Origin of the sequence: Vibrio pectenicida (genome assembly GCA_024347015.1) — a bacterium.
In the GTDB taxonomy this organism is placed as follows: domain Bacteria; phylum Pseudomonadota; class Gammaproteobacteria; order Enterobacterales; family Vibrionaceae; genus Vibrio; species Vibrio pectenicida.
Genome location: AP024889.1, coordinates 1,700,463 through 1,715,154, shown reverse-complemented (window position 1 = coordinate 1,715,154; position 14,692 = coordinate 1,700,463). Strand labels below are relative to the sequence as shown.

The 14,692-nt window shown below is 39.2% G+C and carries 14 protein-coding genes; 11 read left to right on the top strand and 3 right to left on the bottom strand.

Going from position 1 to position 14,692, the window contains the following annotated elements:
• Window positions 1–12: 12 nt before the first annotated feature.
• From rfbD to OCV27_RS08115, 7 genes are all read left to right on the top strand, one after another.
• A complete protein-coding gene (gene rfbD / locus OCV27_RS08145; RefSeq protein WP_125323156.1) occupies window positions 13–885 on the top strand; it encodes a dTDP-4-dehydrorhamnose reductase in 873 nt (290 codons plus the stop codon).
• 3 nt (window positions 886–888) lie between these two features.
• Window positions 889–1,422, top strand: coding sequence for a dTDP-4-dehydrorhamnose 3,5-epimerase (gene rfbC, locus OCV27_RS08140; protein WP_125323155.1), 534 nt, complete (start codon window positions 889–891; stop codon window positions 1,420–1,422).
• Between the two features lie 226 nt (window positions 1,423–1,648).
• Window positions 1,649–2,446, top strand: coding sequence for a substrate-binding domain-containing protein (locus tag OCV27_RS08135; RefSeq protein WP_125323154.1), 798 nt, complete (start codon window positions 1,649–1,651; stop codon window positions 2,444–2,446).
• A gap of 16 nt (window positions 2,447–2,462) precedes the next feature.
• On the top strand, window positions 2,463–3,173 hold the full coding sequence (locus OCV27_RS08130) for a hypothetical protein (protein ID WP_125323153.1): 711 nt from the start codon (window positions 2,463–2,465) through the stop codon (window positions 3,171–3,173).
• Between the two features lie 7 nt (window positions 3,174–3,180).
• Window positions 3,181–3,702, top strand: coding sequence for an RNA polymerase sigma factor (locus OCV27_RS08125; protein WP_125323152.1), 522 nt, complete (start codon window positions 3,181–3,183; stop codon window positions 3,700–3,702).
• Window positions 3,687–4,439 (top strand): hypothetical protein, encoded by a 753-nt coding sequence (locus OCV27_RS08120; protein WP_125323151.1) that lies wholly within the window; start codon window positions 3,687–3,689, stop codon window positions 4,437–4,439. Before OCV27_RS08125 ends, OCV27_RS08120 begins: the two co-directional genes overlap by 16 nt.
• 205 nt (window positions 4,440–4,644) lie before the next feature.
• On the top strand, window positions 4,645–6,237 hold the full coding sequence (locus OCV27_RS08115) for an ABC-F family ATPase (protein ID WP_125323457.1): 1,593 nt from the start codon (window positions 4,645–4,647) through the stop codon (window positions 6,235–6,237).
• A 58-nt stretch (window positions 6,238–6,295) separates the two neighbouring features.
• Here the strand turns inward: OCV27_RS08115 and OCV27_RS08110 are convergent, their stop codons facing one another.
• On the bottom strand, window positions 6,296–6,460 hold the full coding sequence (locus OCV27_RS08110) for a hypothetical protein (protein WP_185759862.1): 165 nt from the start codon (window positions 6,458–6,460) through the stop codon (window positions 6,296–6,298).
• Between the two features lie 822 nt (window positions 6,461–7,282).
• On the opposite strand from OCV27_RS08110, the gene OCV27_RS08105 reads away from it, so the two are divergent.
• Both OCV27_RS08105 and OCV27_RS08100 read left to right on the top strand, forming a co-directional pair.
• The gene (locus OCV27_RS08105) at window positions 7,283–8,056 is read left to right on the top strand and encodes a class II aldolase/adducin family protein (protein WP_245986715.1); all 774 of its coding nucleotides are present in this window, start codon (window positions 7,283–7,285) and stop codon (window positions 8,054–8,056) included.
• A 32-nt stretch (window positions 8,057–8,088) separates the two neighbouring features.
• A complete protein-coding gene (locus OCV27_RS08100; RefSeq protein WP_125320947.1) occupies window positions 8,089–9,264 on the top strand; it encodes a mandelate racemase/muconate lactonizing enzyme family protein in 1,176 nt (391 codons plus the stop codon).
• 4 nt (window positions 9,265–9,268) lie between these two features.
• Here OCV27_RS08100 and OCV27_RS08095 read toward each other — a convergent pair whose 3' ends face one another.
• Together OCV27_RS08095 and OCV27_RS08090 are read right to left on the bottom strand one after the other, a co-directional pair.
• Window positions 9,269–10,120: an amidohydrolase family protein gene (locus OCV27_RS08095; protein WP_125320946.1), complete on the bottom strand. Its 852-nt coding sequence runs from the start codon at window positions 10,118–10,120 to the stop codon at window positions 9,269–9,271.
• Between the two features lie 8 nt (window positions 10,121–10,128).
• Entirely contained in the window at window positions 10,129–10,854 is a 726-nt protein-coding gene (locus OCV27_RS08090) for an SDR family NAD(P)-dependent oxidoreductase (protein ID WP_125320945.1), read from the bottom strand.
• Window positions 10,855–11,398: 544 nt separating this feature from the next.
• On the opposite strand from OCV27_RS08090, the gene OCV27_RS08085 reads away from it, so the two are divergent.
• Both OCV27_RS08085 and OCV27_RS08080 read left to right on the top strand, forming a co-directional pair.
• Complete coding sequence (locus OCV27_RS08085) at window positions 11,399–12,880, top strand: FMN-binding glutamate synthase family protein (protein ID WP_125320944.1); 1,482 nt, start codon at window positions 11,399–11,401, stop codon at window positions 12,878–12,880.
• 233 nt (window positions 12,881–13,113) lie between these two features.
• Window positions 13,114–14,691 carry an FAD-binding oxidoreductase gene (locus OCV27_RS08080; RefSeq protein ID WP_245986713.1) on the top strand — a complete coding sequence of 526 codons (1,578 nt, stop codon included), beginning with the start codon at window positions 13,114–13,116 and terminating at the stop codon, window positions 14,689–14,691.
• The last annotated feature ends 1 nt before the right edge of the window (window position 14,692 follow it).

The window sequence follows — 14,692 nt, the reverse complement described above, 5'->3', positions numbered from 1 at the left end:
AAGGCTAGTTCAATGAAAAAAGTCATGATTACCGGATGTCGTGGACAGGTAGGTCGTTGTTTAGTTGAAGAATTAGAAGGCAAAGTTGAATTACTAGCGTTGGATTCAAGTCAGCTTGATATTACAGACAGTGACAAAATCAACGCCAGTGTTGAAGCCTTTGTTCCAGATTATATTATCAATACGGCTGCTTACACAGCTGTAGAACTAGCCGAAAATAACCCTGAACAAGCTTATGCTGTGAATTCAGATGGCCCGAATAACTTAGCACTAGCAGCTGAGCGGTATGGGTCGGTTTTGATACATCTTTCAACCGACTATGTCTTTAATGGGAAACAAGATGGAGAGAAATGCGAGTCTGATACTGTTGACCCATTGAATATCTACGGCGCATCAAAGTTAAAAGGTGAGCGTGCAGTCATGGACGCTTGCACGAAGCATATTATTTTGCGCACGAGTTGGGTTTTTAGCCAGCAAGAAAATAACTTCGTTAGCGCCATGCTGAACTTGCGTTCTCAGCTGAACATTAGCGTGGTTTCGGATCAGATAGGAGGGCCAACCTATGTAGGGTGTATAGCTAAGACTTTGGTCCAAATCATCAAGGGTATAGATGCAGGACTCATGGTTGAGTGGGGTATTTATCATTATTCGGGTCGACCTAATGTTAGCTGGTTCGAGTTTGCTCAAAGTATTTTTGCCCAAGCTAAACATGCCCGATGGATTGATTCTATTCCATGCTTACATCCAGTTTCATCAGCTCATTATTTAACAAATGTAGAACGTCCAAAGAATACGTGCTTAGCCAATTACAAAATCTATCAGGTGTTTGGTGTTAAGTCTTGCAATTGGGAACTTGGATTAAAAAGCATATTTAATAAGAGGTGAATTATGGTTGTCATTACAACAGACTTACCAGAGGTAAAAATCATCGAACCAACAATTTTTGGTGATGAACGAGGTTTTTTTATGGAAACATGGAACCATAAGCTTTTTGAACAGCAAGTTTCAGGTATATCAACTCAATTTGTACAAGATAATCATTCCAAATCGAAACAGGGTAGTCTTCGCGGCTTACATTATCAGAGTGAGAATGCTCAAGGAAAATTGGTGCGAGTAGTTAGTGGAGAAATCTTTGACGTTGCGGTAGATATTAGAAAGCACTCCCCAACATACAGCTGTTGGGTGGGTGTCAAATTATCACACAAGAATCGTCGCCAGTTATGGATACCAGAAGGTTTTGCACATGGTTTTTACGTACTGAGCGAGACTGCCGAAGTTGTGTATAAATGCACTGACTTTTATAACCCGGGCGCAGAAGTTTCCATTCATTGGCAAGACCCGATGCTTAATATTGATTGGCCGCTGATAGAAGGCGTACCAGTTATTTTATCAGATAAGGATAAGAACGCCCAAGGTTTTTAGTTAACATAGTTTTTGGCATGGTATTGGTTATCTTTTTACTTTTGGTGAAGCAAATTATAACGTTTTATCATACTGTTCAAAAGCATTACGAAAGGTAAAAACGCCTTAGTCAATTACATTTATATATGCAGATGTGTAAATTTTTTTTTAAAGTTGTATTTTTGATGCATCCAAAACTCACCCTAGCACGTCTCTTGTATGAAACCTTTTAAAACTAGGAGAATACATGAAGCGTCATATTAGAGTAGCCGCTTTAACATTGGCTGTTGTGAGTACATTTTCTACTGCATCGCCAAAACTTGACTCGACTATCAAGCACCAACCAAAAGATGGGGTTATTAATGTGTATGGTCCAGGTGGTCCTGATACTGCACTGCGTAATGCAGCGAAAGCATACAGTAAGAAAACGGGAGTACCTGTAGAGGTTATTGCTGGTCCAGAATCTAAATGGACTCGTGATGCACAGAAAAATGCTGATTTAATCTTTGGTTCGTCGGAGCAATCCATGAGCGCTTTTGTTGAAACCTATCCGTTTATCACTGATAAGGATGTCCAACCTGTATATCTGCGTAGGGCAGTCATTGCGGTACCGAAGGGAAACCCGAAAAAAATTACTGGCATTCAAGATTTGCTCGATCGCCCTTCGCGTATCGTGGTAACTGAAGGATTAGGGGTGTACAACACATCAGGTACAGGAGTATGGGAAGATATTGCCGGGCGTAAAGGTTCTTTGGCTGATGTACAAAACTTTCGCAGTAAAATTATTGCCTATGCCAAAGGCAGTGGTGCGAGCTTCAAAGCATTTCAATCGCAGAAGGCGGATGCTTGGATAACGTGGATACACTGGCCTCTTAACCATTTAGATAAAGTTGATTATGTTGAAATCGAACCTGAGAGACAGATATACCGCGATCTGAACTTGGCAAAAACACAGGGTGCAGAGCCTCAAACTCAGGACTTTATCAATTTTGTAAATAGTGAAGAAGGCAGGCCATTTTTTACACGCGAAGGCTGGACTCAATAGTAAAGGAAACTAAATAATGAAAAAATTAATTCTATCAACACTTATTCTTGCACCTATGGCTTATGCATCTACAAATATAACTGATACCTCAATCGGTGAAATTTACGTAGATGGAGCAGGGAAATCTCTTTATACCTTTACCAAAGACCCGGCTGGAAAATCTGTATGTACTGATGATTGCGAAACCCTTTGGCCACCTTTATTGAGCAGTGATAAAGTAAGCTCACAACTTTCGAGTAACTCAGAGTTTAGTCAAGTTACTCGTAATGATGGAAGTAAGCAATGGGCACTAAATGGTAAGCCGCTTTATAGATGGTTTAAAGATAAGAAAGAGGGAGACATTTATGGGGCTGGTGTTAAAGGTGTATGGCCACTAGCTCGTGCCGATGATGTTGCGGTTAAGCTTTATAATGATGGTTCTCGTCGATACTTGGTTGATGACAATAACTTGAGTCTTTACACTTTTGAAAAAGATAAAGAAAATCAATCTGTTTGCTACAGTGACTGTGAGGTTAAGTGGCCACCAGCTTATGTAAACTCGGATTTAACACAAAAGGGTATTGATAATATCAAGGTTACTGGTGGGTTTGGTGTGATACAACGCAAGGATGACACATATCAGTGGACTTTTGAGGGTAAACCGCTATATCGTTGGTTTAAAGACACCCAAGTTGGTGAAACGACTGGCGATGGTGTGAAAAACGTTTGGCACCTAATCACTCAATGAGGAAAAAGTGAGCAACGATAAACATCAGATAGGTTTACTGCTCTCCAAGATAGCGCTTCGAGACCGAGAGGCTTTCGAAGCGCTTTATCAGTTAACCAGTTCAAGGTTATTTAGTCTTATATGTAACGTGGTCAAAGATGAGCATATTGCAGCTGACATTTTGCAAGAAGGTTATATAAAACTTTGGTATAGCCACCAAGAGTGTGTTTTAGATTACCCATGGGCCTGGCTCTGTCAAACTATGAGAAATATGGCTATTGATGAGGTCAGAAAGCGAAATCGTCTAAGAGAAGAACAAACAGACAAGTTATTAGAAGAAGCGAGTGAAATTTCTGAATCTAATCCTGATTCTGGGCTAACACATTGTCTCGAATCTTTAGGGGAAGAGAAACGAAATGCAATCGTATTGGCGTATCAGCACGGAATGAGCCATCAAGAGATAGTGCAGCATGTAAAGACACCGCTTGGTACTGTTAAATCATGGATTCGCCGCGGGTTACAGGAATTGAAACGATGCTTAACACAATAAAGAGCCAGCGTTATCAAAACTCCGAGTTGAGAGACAGGCTCGCTGGTGAATATTTACTTGGTACACAAACACTCAGAGTACGCCGTAGGATGGAAGCTTTAATGAAAGCGGATCCCAGTTGGTGGGAACATATTGAGCAATGGCAGCAACACTTATCAGGATTAAATCCAAGCTCCGATCTTAATGTTTCTTCAACAGAGCTTAAAAATCCTCCCAAACGAATTTGGAAAAAGATTGCAAACAGTACTTTTGGCCTTAGAAAACGTGAAACAAGCGTACGCTGGTGGTGGCTACCTACAGGTATGGCCTTCTCAATGTTTGTTGGTATATTTCTTCAGCCCATACTTATGCATGGTTCCTCAGGGGTAAACATAGTAGAAGTGCGTCCGGCAAATTATCTTGCAATGATGTCTTCGGGTGCGCAAAAAAATCATTTTGCACTTGTTGCTTATCAAGGAGATAAGCCTGGGCAATCTAGTCTACGTATGCAAAGAAACTTGTCTATGGACAAAATAGCTGAAAGCAAAGCTATGGTATGGATGCGTGATGAAGTAACAGGTGAGTTAAAACTCATTGATAGTCTTAAAAATATTAACGATATTCGTTATATGTCTCCGAATGAATGGAAAATGTTGAAGAGTAGCTCAGAGCTGCTAGTAACTGCAAATAGAGATCCCGAAAGTGAAATTCTATACCGCGGGAGGTGTGTTGAGTTGAGTGATTGGAGAGCAATTTAAATCCAAATTTATGAGTAACAGAAATTTTAACTTCTTAGTCGGATTATAACTCATATCATGACATACAAATCATTACAGAATCAATAGCTAACGAATAGAGATGAACAATTGATGTAGTTCATAGTTCTAATTTGATACAATCCCTCGCAAATTTTTTTCAAACAAAATTTCTCTAGCAAAATGAGTTAGAGAGGGGGATAGTCTTATCATAAGTACCAATAATATTACGCAACAATTTGGGTCTAAACCGTTATTCGAAAATATTTCTGTCAAATTTGGTGATGGAAATCGTTACGGTTTGATAGGTGCAAATGGATGCGGTAAGTCTACCTTCATGAAAATTTTAAGTGGTGAACTCGAACCTTCGGGCGGCAACGTGAGCTACGATCCTAATGAACGTGTAGCAAAGCTGAATCAGAATCAGTTTGCGTATGAAGAGTTTTCTGTCATTGATACTGTCATCATGGGTTATAAGGAGTTATGGCAAATAAAGCAAGAACGTGATCGTATCTATTCACTACCTGAAATGACAGAAGAGGAAGGCATTAAAGTTGCTGAACTCGAAGTTGAGTTTGCTGAAATGGATGGCTATATGGCGGACGCGAAAGCGGGCGAATTATTATTAGCCGTGGGCATTCCTGTAGAGCAGCACTATGGATTGATGAGTGAGATTGCACCTGGTTGGAAACTTCGAGTTTTGTTGGCACAGGTTTTATTTGCTGACCCACACATTATGTTGCTTGATGAGCCAACCAACAACCTTGATATGGATACAATTCGCTGGTTAGAAGACACACTTAATCAGAAAAATTGTACCATGATTATTATATCTCACGATCGTCATTTTCTTAATTCAGTATGTACTCATATGGCAGATTTAGATTATGGTGAGTTACGAGTTTACCCTGGTAACTATGATGAGTATATGACAGCTGCTACTCAGGTTAGAGAGCGCTTATTGTCTGACAATGCAAAGAAAAAAGCACAAATAGCTGAACTGCAAACCTTCGTTGCTCGCTTCTCTGCTAATGCATCTAAGGCCAAACAAGCGACTTCACGAGCGAAGAAAATTGACAAAATTCAGCTTGATGAAGTCAAGGCTTCAAGCCGACAAAATCCGTTCATTAGATTTGAGCAGTCCAAAGAACTGTTCAGAAATTCTTTAACTGTAGAAAATTTATCTCAGGGATTTGACGAAGATTTATTTTCTGGATTTGATGCTATTTTTGAAGTTGGTGAGCGGGTTGCTATCATTGGTGAAAATGGCGTAGGTAAAACAACATTACTCAATACATTAGCTGGTGCTATTCAGGCACGTTCTGGTGAATTCAAATGGTCAGAGAATGCTAATATTGGTTACTACGCTCAAGATCATGCTGCTGACTTTGCACAAGATCTCAACTTGATGGAATGGATGGGCCAATGGCGTCAGGCTGGGGATGACGAACAAGTCATTCGCGGTTTCTTAGGGCGTATGTTGTTTGGCCAAGACGACATTAAAAAGTCTGTTAAAGTTCTTTCGGGTGGTGAGCAAGGGCGAATGCTTCTTGGAAAACTGATGATGCATCAGCCCAATATATTACTCATGGATGAGCCTACCAACCACATGGATATGGAATCTATTGAATCTCTCAATGCAGCTCTTGAACAATATAAGGGAACCTTATTTTTTGTTTCGCATGATCGTGTGTTTGTGGATTCACTAGCAACCAGAATCATAGAAATTAAAAATAATAAAATCACCGATTTTAAAGGGACCTATGCTGAGTTTCTTAAGTCTCGTGGTATAGCGGCATAGTACGACTTTATTATGCCCCTCATTGGGTTGTTCATATCGACCTCTGGGGCATAGTATTCTAGGTAGCAACTTTGTCCGCAATAAGCTGAGCCGTCTGAGCTAGAATTCGGCAGCATTGTGCAAGCGCTTCTTTTTCGTTTGTTGTGAGTTGATCACCATCGGAGGGGATTGCAGATCGTTGCACAATTTCAACCCAGCGTTTTAACTCATTTAAGTCATTCATAGTAAACTTCCTCACAGTGAAAGTCATAGGTGATTGATATAGTCGATGATCAATAATTCATGTTTGGCACATTTCATCTTAAATGCGAGAATATCCTCTAGATATCATCACAAAGAGAAACTAATAGTAGCCATTCAACCTATTTGACTTTTTTGTAAATATTATTGGTTTAGTTCTCAATCAATGTGATGAATACTTTGACAAAATATTCAGTAACATTATATATAAATATTGTAAAATTAATGCCTTGTCTAAAAAATGCGACAGACAATATTTGTCTAGATATTGTTCGATTTTTTAAGTGGAAGAGTTGAATGTTTATTATTAATGCTAATATATTGATTGATATGTAATAAGCAATAAGTTCTTATTTTTAATTGTGTTTATTGTATGTTTATTTTTTTAGATGTGTATTAAAGTAACTACATGGCATTACTAGTTATAGTAATAATATAGTAGTTAACGCATATTATTATCATTTTTATTAATAATTAAAGTTGTTAATTAAAATATAAGCTAATTGTATTGAATATCTTCTTTTTCTTAGCGGATTAAATCAGCTCTGTTGAATTAATTAAGTTGGTAATACGTTGAAGCATCTTTAATGAATACTGGTAAGTTTCTTCTGAGGAAGAAGCACAAAAATAGCTAAAATGTACATGTTATAGTCTCTGTCATGCCCATCTCTTACCGTCGTTTTAATTGCCCATTCAGTACTATTGGCACAACATTAGCGTTAAATGGTGTAAGTTTCTCTGTAAACTAGGGGTGTATTATTGTTATATTTGTTGGATGTAATGGAAAAATCACGTTGGAGATTTGATGATGTATAACATACCTGTTTTGAATGAGAAAGGTAAGGTATCTGAAATTGAATGGCAGACAAGAGTAGAGCTAGCAGCAGCTTATCGTCTTTTTGTGATACACGGTTGGGACGATCTTATTCATACACATATTTCTGCACGTATTCCCGGGACGGAGCTTTTACTAATTAATGCATTTGGACTTTCATTTGATGAGATCACAGCATCTAACTTAGTGAAGATAGACATTGATGGTAATATTGTTGACCCGGATACTCCATTCGATATTAATCCAGCGGGCTTTACTATTCATAGCGCGGTGCATGAAGCAAGGCCAGAGGATCAATGTGCTCTTCATGTACATACAGACGCAACTGTAGCGATTGCGAGTTTAAAGGAGGGACTACTTCCATTAAGTCAATATTCAATGTTTGCGCTTGCGTCCATGAGTTATCATGATTACGAAGGACTAGCGGTTAATCATGAAGAAAGAATCCGCCTTCAGGAAGATCTTGGACAAGCAAATTTTATGTTGTTACGAAATCATGGTGCCTTAACCATGGGAAAGACAATTGGTGACGCATTTATGCACATGTATGATTTAACAAGAGCGTGCCAAATACAATTGCAAATTCAATCGACAGGACAAAAATACCATCTAGTAGATCAATCCATTGTTGATGGAATTAAAGCTCAAGCAAATGTGGTTCATTCTGGTTTAACTGGCGGTCAAAAAGCTTGGCCTGCCATGATGAGAAGTGTAAAGCAGCTTTACCCTGACTTTGATGTATAGTTGTTTGGTTATTGATAATTGAGTGTGTTGCGATGAAAATCACTAAAGTAGAAATTTTTGATATCCACTGTCCTAAAAGACCGCCTTGGAATCCGGTATTTATTCGTATCCACACGGATGAAGGTATTTCTGGCGTAGGGGAGGCTGGTCTAGCTTATGATTGGGGACATAGTGCAGCGGCGGCTATGATTAAAGAGATAGCGGAAGCTGTTCTGATAGGTTTTGACCCTTTTAGTACTGAAAAGCTATGGTCAAGAATGCTCAGGGAGAGTTTCTGGGGACTTGGTGGTGGTCCTGTCTTGTATGCTGCGATGAGTGCTATTGACACTGCTTTATGGGATATTAAGGGCAAAGCACTAGGGTTACCTGTTTATCAGCTCTTAGGTGGTAAGACGAATGACAAACTTCGGACTTATGCTAGTCAGTTACAATTTGATTGGGACAAGGAGTGTAAAAAACTCATTCATCCTGCGGAGTATGCAGAAGCAGCTCTTAAAGCTGTGGCAGAAGGATATGATGCAGTTAAGGTTGATCCCATAGTTTACGATTACAATGGTGAGTCGTCTTTTGATAGAACGAAACTATTTACTCAACCTCAAATGCGCTTATTTGGTGATCGATTAAAGGCAATACGAGATGCCGTGGGACCAGATGTCGATATCATATTCGAGTCACATTCTTTGATGGGAGCGGCTTCGGCAATTCAAATGGGCGAAGTCGTTAAAGAAGTCGCTTGTATGATGTATGAGGAACCTGTCAATTACCTAAACTCTGCAATTCATAAAAAAGTGGCGGATAACGTCAATGTTCCGATAGCTGGTGGTGAACGGCTATATCATCGTTGGGATGTTAGGCCTTACTTTGAAGATCAAAGTATTGATGTATTACAGCCAGATGTTGGTCTATGTGGCGGGTTTACTGAAGCAAAAAAAGTTTGTGACTATGCTGATGTTTATGATATTCGAATACAGGCGCATGTTTGTGGAGGGCCTGTTGCTACAGCCGCTGCATTGCATTTAGAAACGGCAATTCCAAACTTTCTGATTCATGAACATCATACATATGCGATTAAAGAATGGAACCGAGAACTTTGTATTCAGGATCCACAACCTAAAGATGGCTTTTTTCAAGCCCCTGATACTCCGGGAATAGGCATTGAACTTAATGATGAGGTAATCAAACGATCACCCCATGTTTGCGTAAAGTAGTAAGCTAAAACTTATACCAGTAGCAGGCGTTGTCATAGAGAAGCGCCTGCATAGTATCTGGTGACATCTGCAAAAATTGCTCCCAAAAAGATTGGTAACTTTCTGAAAAAAGGCATAAAGGAAAGTTGCTAGCTAGCATCACTCTATCATGGCTGAAGGCTTTGATGCATTCATAGATAACGTCATTAACCCAATTTAAATTATAGTCTCTGCATTTCATTTCCCAACCCGAACATTTAATGGCCACATTAGGATACTTTGCAACAGAATTGATGCTAGAAAGCCATGTTTCCCAAGCGGGATCATTAGTCAGTGGAGGAAACCCTGCATGGTTAATGATAACTCTCAATTGTGATAACGAGCCCATGCAACTCAATAGACAGTTAGTGGCTTTTGAATCATTGAATGGCATCTGTAAATCGAAGGATAAGCTATTTGCTGCTAACTGTTCGAGGTTTTTAAGGACATAAGAGTTATTCAGTAAGCTTAACGTTTGTTCATCGAAAATATGTCTGACACCAGTAACAGAACGATATTGCTTTAGTTTGATGATATCTTTAGCAAACTTTTCGGGTGAGCGGGTAAGGTCAGCAGAGGCGACGGCTTTAAAGGGTAGAGTATTATTCTTTTCTAGCCATTCTATTTCACGCCAGAAGGCGTCATTATCATATCCAGCCTCAATATGCACATAACCACTTAGTTCAAATGTTGGGCTAAGTTGTAAATCACCTTGTGTAAAACTACGAGCTATGCAGCTTTTGTCCTGCCAGAATGGTGGATTATCAGGTTTGAGCCAGTGATAATCTCCATTTTCAAAATCAAAAAAATGCAGGTGAGAGTCTATTAATTTAAACATTACTTCAATTAACCTGTCGTGTATCCACCGTCAATGACTGGTGTGCTTCCCGTGATAAAGGACGCGTTTTTGCTTGCAAGAAAAAGCGCATAATGAGCAACTTCTTCAGGTTGCCCTAGTCGGCCTAGAGGTTGCAGTCGAGCTTCATTTTTGTGAGCTTCGTTAATATCACTACCTGAAATATCACAATAGCGCTCAATAGCTTTATGATATAGAGGTGTTTCAATTGTTCCCGGGCATAATGCATTTGCTCGAATATTATATTTTGCGTAATCTAAGGCGGTAGTTTTTGCTAGTGAAGCAAGCGCAGTTTTACTTAAGTTGTAAGCAAAAGAGTTTGGCTTAGCGACTAATGCCTGATCGGAGGATATGATTATAATTGCACCTGAGTTATGCTTTTTCATATTTGGTAAAACAGCTTGTACAGCTGAATAAGCACCTTTTACATTGATATCAAAAACTCGTTGTAGATCATGCTCAGAAGTATTTTCAATGTTTGCAGAAAAATGAATTCCTGCACTTGTTATTAAGACATCGATAGGACCTTCTTTACCTATATTATTAATATGCTGCTGTACATTATCATGATCTGTGATATCACAGTGAACATAGATGCCTAAGTCACTTCTGCTGATATCTAAGTTATAAACGCAGTATCCATTGTCTATAAAAAGAGCAGTGATTGCTCGACCAATACCGGAGCTTCCTCCAGTAATTACACAGGTTTTTTTCATTTGAATTTCTCCGTTCAAAGTTACAAACTGGGTCGATAACTTTTTTGATTGTTTGTAGTCAATACGGTGGTGGTTATGTGCCAATTGAAGTCGTAGATGTCAACGGAAAGAGCGTTATTGATGAACTCATTACTTTTGATAATTCTATCACATCCATTCGATAGGCCAATAATTAGGTGATTTGGTTTGTCGGTATTAACAGTTAGTTGAATTAGTACTCCATCATTGTACAGTGACTATGTGCTCTTGCTTACTGAGTTGTTATGACAAAATGTAAAATGTTCTAAAGATGTAACTTGGTAAGAGAATATAGTTGAAAAATATTTAGACGGCCTTCCTCATAGGAGAAAATACCCAATAATTTATATGAAATTACGGGCTCATCTAGCTCCTAGTAATTTTAAATGACAGATCTATTGGTTTTTAGTTGGTGAAATCAGAGTTACGACTCTCATCCTTAAACCAAATTAATTGGAAATAGTCGGCTATATTGAACAAATCAGCCGAACAAAATAGAAATATTAAAACTGATTGGAGCAGCAGGATGGGTGAGTTTTTTATCATAGGTATCGATTTGTTTTCAGGACTTTTTACTCTGGTCATAGGTGTGGGAGTCATTGGTATTATCTACATGTATATTGTCGATAAACGTCAACATACACATGCTATAAGGCATAACTACCCCGTTATTGGAAGGTTTCGTTATTTGTTTGAGAAGCAGGGTGAATTCTTTAGGCAGTATTTTTTTGCGATGGATAGAGAGGAGATGCCATTTAATCGAGCAGAAAGAAGCTGGGTGTATAAGGCAGCGAAAAATGTTGATCGGACTATCGCATTTGGTTCTACACGTAATTTAGACGCGACAGGCACGATCATGTTCATGAATTGTGCATTTCCAACTCTTGAAGAAGACGCTGTTGCCCCTGCACCAGTGACTATAGGGTCCGATTGTCGTATTCCTTATGTCACGTCATCAATTTTTAACATATCAGCAATGAGCTTTGGTGCCTTATCTAAACCTGCGGTGAGGGCATTGTCCAAAGGTGCCAAATTGGCAGGGTGTTGGTTGAATACAGGGGAAGGAGGTCTTAGTACTTACCATTTGGAAGGGGGGTGCGATATTGTCTTTCAAGTCGGTACAGCTAAATATGGTGTACGTGATGAACAAGGACACCTATCTGATGAGAAGTTGTTAGAAATTGCATTACATGACAACGTTAAGATGTTTGAGATCAAAATGAGCCAAGGTGCAAAGCCGGGAAAAGGAGGGATCTTGCCCGGTCGAAAAGTGACTGATGAAATTGCTAAAATACGAGGGATTCCTCAGGGACAGGATTCAATAAGCCCTAATGGGCATCCAGATGTTCGTAGTGTTGGCGATTTACTTGACATGATTAGTCGAATTCGCAACGTCACCGGTAAACCAGTTGGCTTCAAAGCAGTACTTGGCTCGCAAGCTTGGTTAAACGAACTTTTGAATGAAATCGACAAACGAGGCCATGATAGTGCCCCTGACTTTATAACTATCGATAGCGCTGATGGTGGTACAGGAGCTGCTCCACAGCCACTTATGGACTATGTTGGACTACCTCTCAAAGAAAGTTTACCTATTGTAGTTAATCTTCTAAACGAACACGGGCTTAAACCTAGAATAAAATTGATTGCATCCGGTAAGCTAATTACACCATCTAAGGTTGCATGGGCTATAGCATTAGGTGCTGATTTTGTTGTATCTGCACGAGGTCACATGTTTGCACTGGGGTGTATACAAGCTTTGCAATGTAATAAAGACACTTGTCCTACGGGAATAACGACTCACGACAAACGACTTCAGCAAGGGCTTCATGTCGAAGATAAAATGGTGCGTGTCGCGAACTATAACAAATATATCCACTACGGGATTGGTTTGATCGCACACTCATGTGGACTAAAGAATGCTAGAGGTTTAAAACGTGAACACATAAGAATTGTTAAAGAAGATGGGCTGTCAATTGCGCTAGATGAGTTATACAGGCATCACAGTTAAGCCTAAACACAAAATAATAATGCCCCTTATAGGCTTATGTTCTATCAAATTAGCCCATAAAAATAATATGGTTAATGTTTGCATCTCGTTTTGCTAAATACATTCAAGTTCTTGATGTGTGTGTTGTTTGATATTTGATTTGTGACATAATCCGCTTCCATTTTGATAGCGTGCCTTAAGAAAGGAAGGCTTAAGAAAAATCAACCATATACATATCAATGAAGGAGCATGTTTTGTTTTGTGTTGAAGAAAAGGATTTCTGTGTTAAAGGGGTAGAAGTTCATAGTGGTCTCGGTAAGCATTCATGTACCATTTCTGAAGTATTTAAGCCAAAAAATGATCTACAACTTAAGCGATTTATTGGACAAGCTTATATCGATAAACAGCCATTTTATCCAATAAGTAAAGGAAATAACTGGGGATATGGCTATAAATCCCCTGCGAGTGATGGCTGCATTTTGCTGGATATGAGTGAAATGAATCGCATTCTGAATTTTGACGAGGAACTCGGAGTTGTAGAAATTGAGCCAGGAGTGACGCAAGGCCAGTTAGCTGAGTACCTAAAACATTCAAAATGGATGTTGGATTGTACTGGTGCAGGGCCAGACACAAGCTTAGTAGGAAATATATTAGAACGAGGGTTCGGCCATGGCCCTGTTGGGAATAGAAGTCGACATTTCACCATAAGTGAACTGATCTTATCGACTGGGGAGGTATTTGGACTCAATCATAGTATTCGGTATTGTGGCAGAGCCGGTTTGTCGGCTAATCTGCATGAGTTATTCACTCAAAACAACATTGCAGTGATAAGTAAAATGAAGTTTGAATTGATGTTAAGACCTCAATCTAGCTTACGTTGCTTAGTCCGTCTTAATTCTCCAAACGATTTGTGTGAATACATTGAGATAATGCGCCAACTTAAATCGGAAGGTAGTATTGACGGTTTACCTCACCTAGCAAACAGTTATCGTATATTAACTATGATGGAACGTTTCAATTTTGATAAATGGGACCCATCAGTAGGCATTAGTGATCACCATATAGCCCCACTTTGCAAGAAACATGGAATTACACCTTGGTCTGGTGCATTTTTGATTGCTGGTACTAGAGAAGTGGCGAAAGCGAAAGCTAAGCGAGTTAAAAAGCTTTTGAAGCCCATAGCTCAAGTCAATATAGTTAGTTTTAATAACCTTAATAGGTCCAATATTTTAGTACAGGGTGCAGGTAAGTTATTTGGACGAATAGCTTTATATCGGCGTTTACAAAATAGCCTTAACGATTTTACGAAAATGATGGATATGTTCGAAGGTAACCCAAAAGATCTGGCGTTAAAAGGATGTTATTGGCGCTATGATGGAGAGATTCCAGAAAAAATGGACCCGGTTATTGATGGGGCAGGTTTTTTTTGGATAGCGCCTTCTCTACCAATGTTGGGTGATGAAGTTGAAAAGTGTATGCGCTTAACAAAACAAGCATTTGATAAAGCAGGTTTTGAGTTCGGTGTGACTATAACAGCAGTTAGCCCCCATATGTGTCAGGCAATTATAAGTATTTACTACAATGCAAATAACTCAGAAGAAACTGATAAAGCGGCAGAACTAAGGCAAAAGTTGAGTTCTCTATATCAACGTTATCAATGGCCTTGTTATCGACGCTCTGTTGATGAGATGCCTTTTGATAGTGAACACGAGCTGGAACCTGAAGCATTAATCCTGCGAAAGAGAATTAAGCTTGCACTGGACACTGATAATATTTTAGCTCCCGGACGGTATCAAATGTCAAATACATATCAAATTGGCGAGGCTAAATAAT

What these genes read in the sequence shown, in the direction of transcription:
- rfbD (WP_125323156.1), top strand. Translation starts at nt 13, where the DNA reads ATGAAAAAAGTCATGATTACCGGATGTCGTGGACAGGTAGGTCGTTGT.
- rfbC (WP_125323155.1), top strand. Translation starts at nt 889, where the DNA reads ATGGTTGTCATTACAACAGACTTACCAGAGGTAAAAATCATCGAACCA.
- OCV27_RS08135 (WP_125323154.1), top strand. Translation starts at nt 1,649, where the DNA reads ATGAAGCGTCATATTAGAGTAGCCGCTTTAACATTGGCTGTTGTGAGT.
- OCV27_RS08130 (WP_125323153.1), top strand. Translation starts at nt 2,463, where the DNA reads ATGAAAAAATTAATTCTATCAACACTTATTCTTGCACCTATGGCTTAT.
- OCV27_RS08120 (WP_125323151.1), top strand. Translation starts at nt 3,687, where the DNA reads ATGCTTAACACAATAAAGAGCCAGCGTTATCAAAACTCCGAGTTGAGA.
- OCV27_RS08110 (WP_185759862.1), bottom strand. Translation starts at nt 6,460, where the DNA reads ATGAATGACTTAAATGAGTTAAAACGCTGGGTTGAAATTGTGCAACGA.
- OCV27_RS08105 (WP_245986715.1), top strand. Translation starts at nt 7,283, where the DNA reads ATGATGTATAACATACCTGTTTTGAATGAGAAAGGTAAGGTATCTGAA.
- OCV27_RS08100 (WP_125320947.1), top strand. Translation starts at nt 8,089, where the DNA reads ATGAAAATCACTAAAGTAGAAATTTTTGATATCCACTGTCCTAAAAGA.
- OCV27_RS08095 (WP_125320946.1), bottom strand. Translation starts at nt 10,120, where the DNA reads ATGTTTAAATTAATAGACTCTCACCTGCATTTTTTTGATTTTGAAAAT.
- OCV27_RS08090 (WP_125320945.1), bottom strand. Translation starts at nt 10,854, where the DNA reads ATGAAAAAAACCTGTGTAATTACTGGAGGAAGCTCCGGTATTGGTCGA.
- OCV27_RS08085 (WP_125320944.1), top strand. Translation starts at nt 11,399, where the DNA reads ATGGGTGAGTTTTTTATCATAGGTATCGATTTGTTTTCAGGACTTTTT.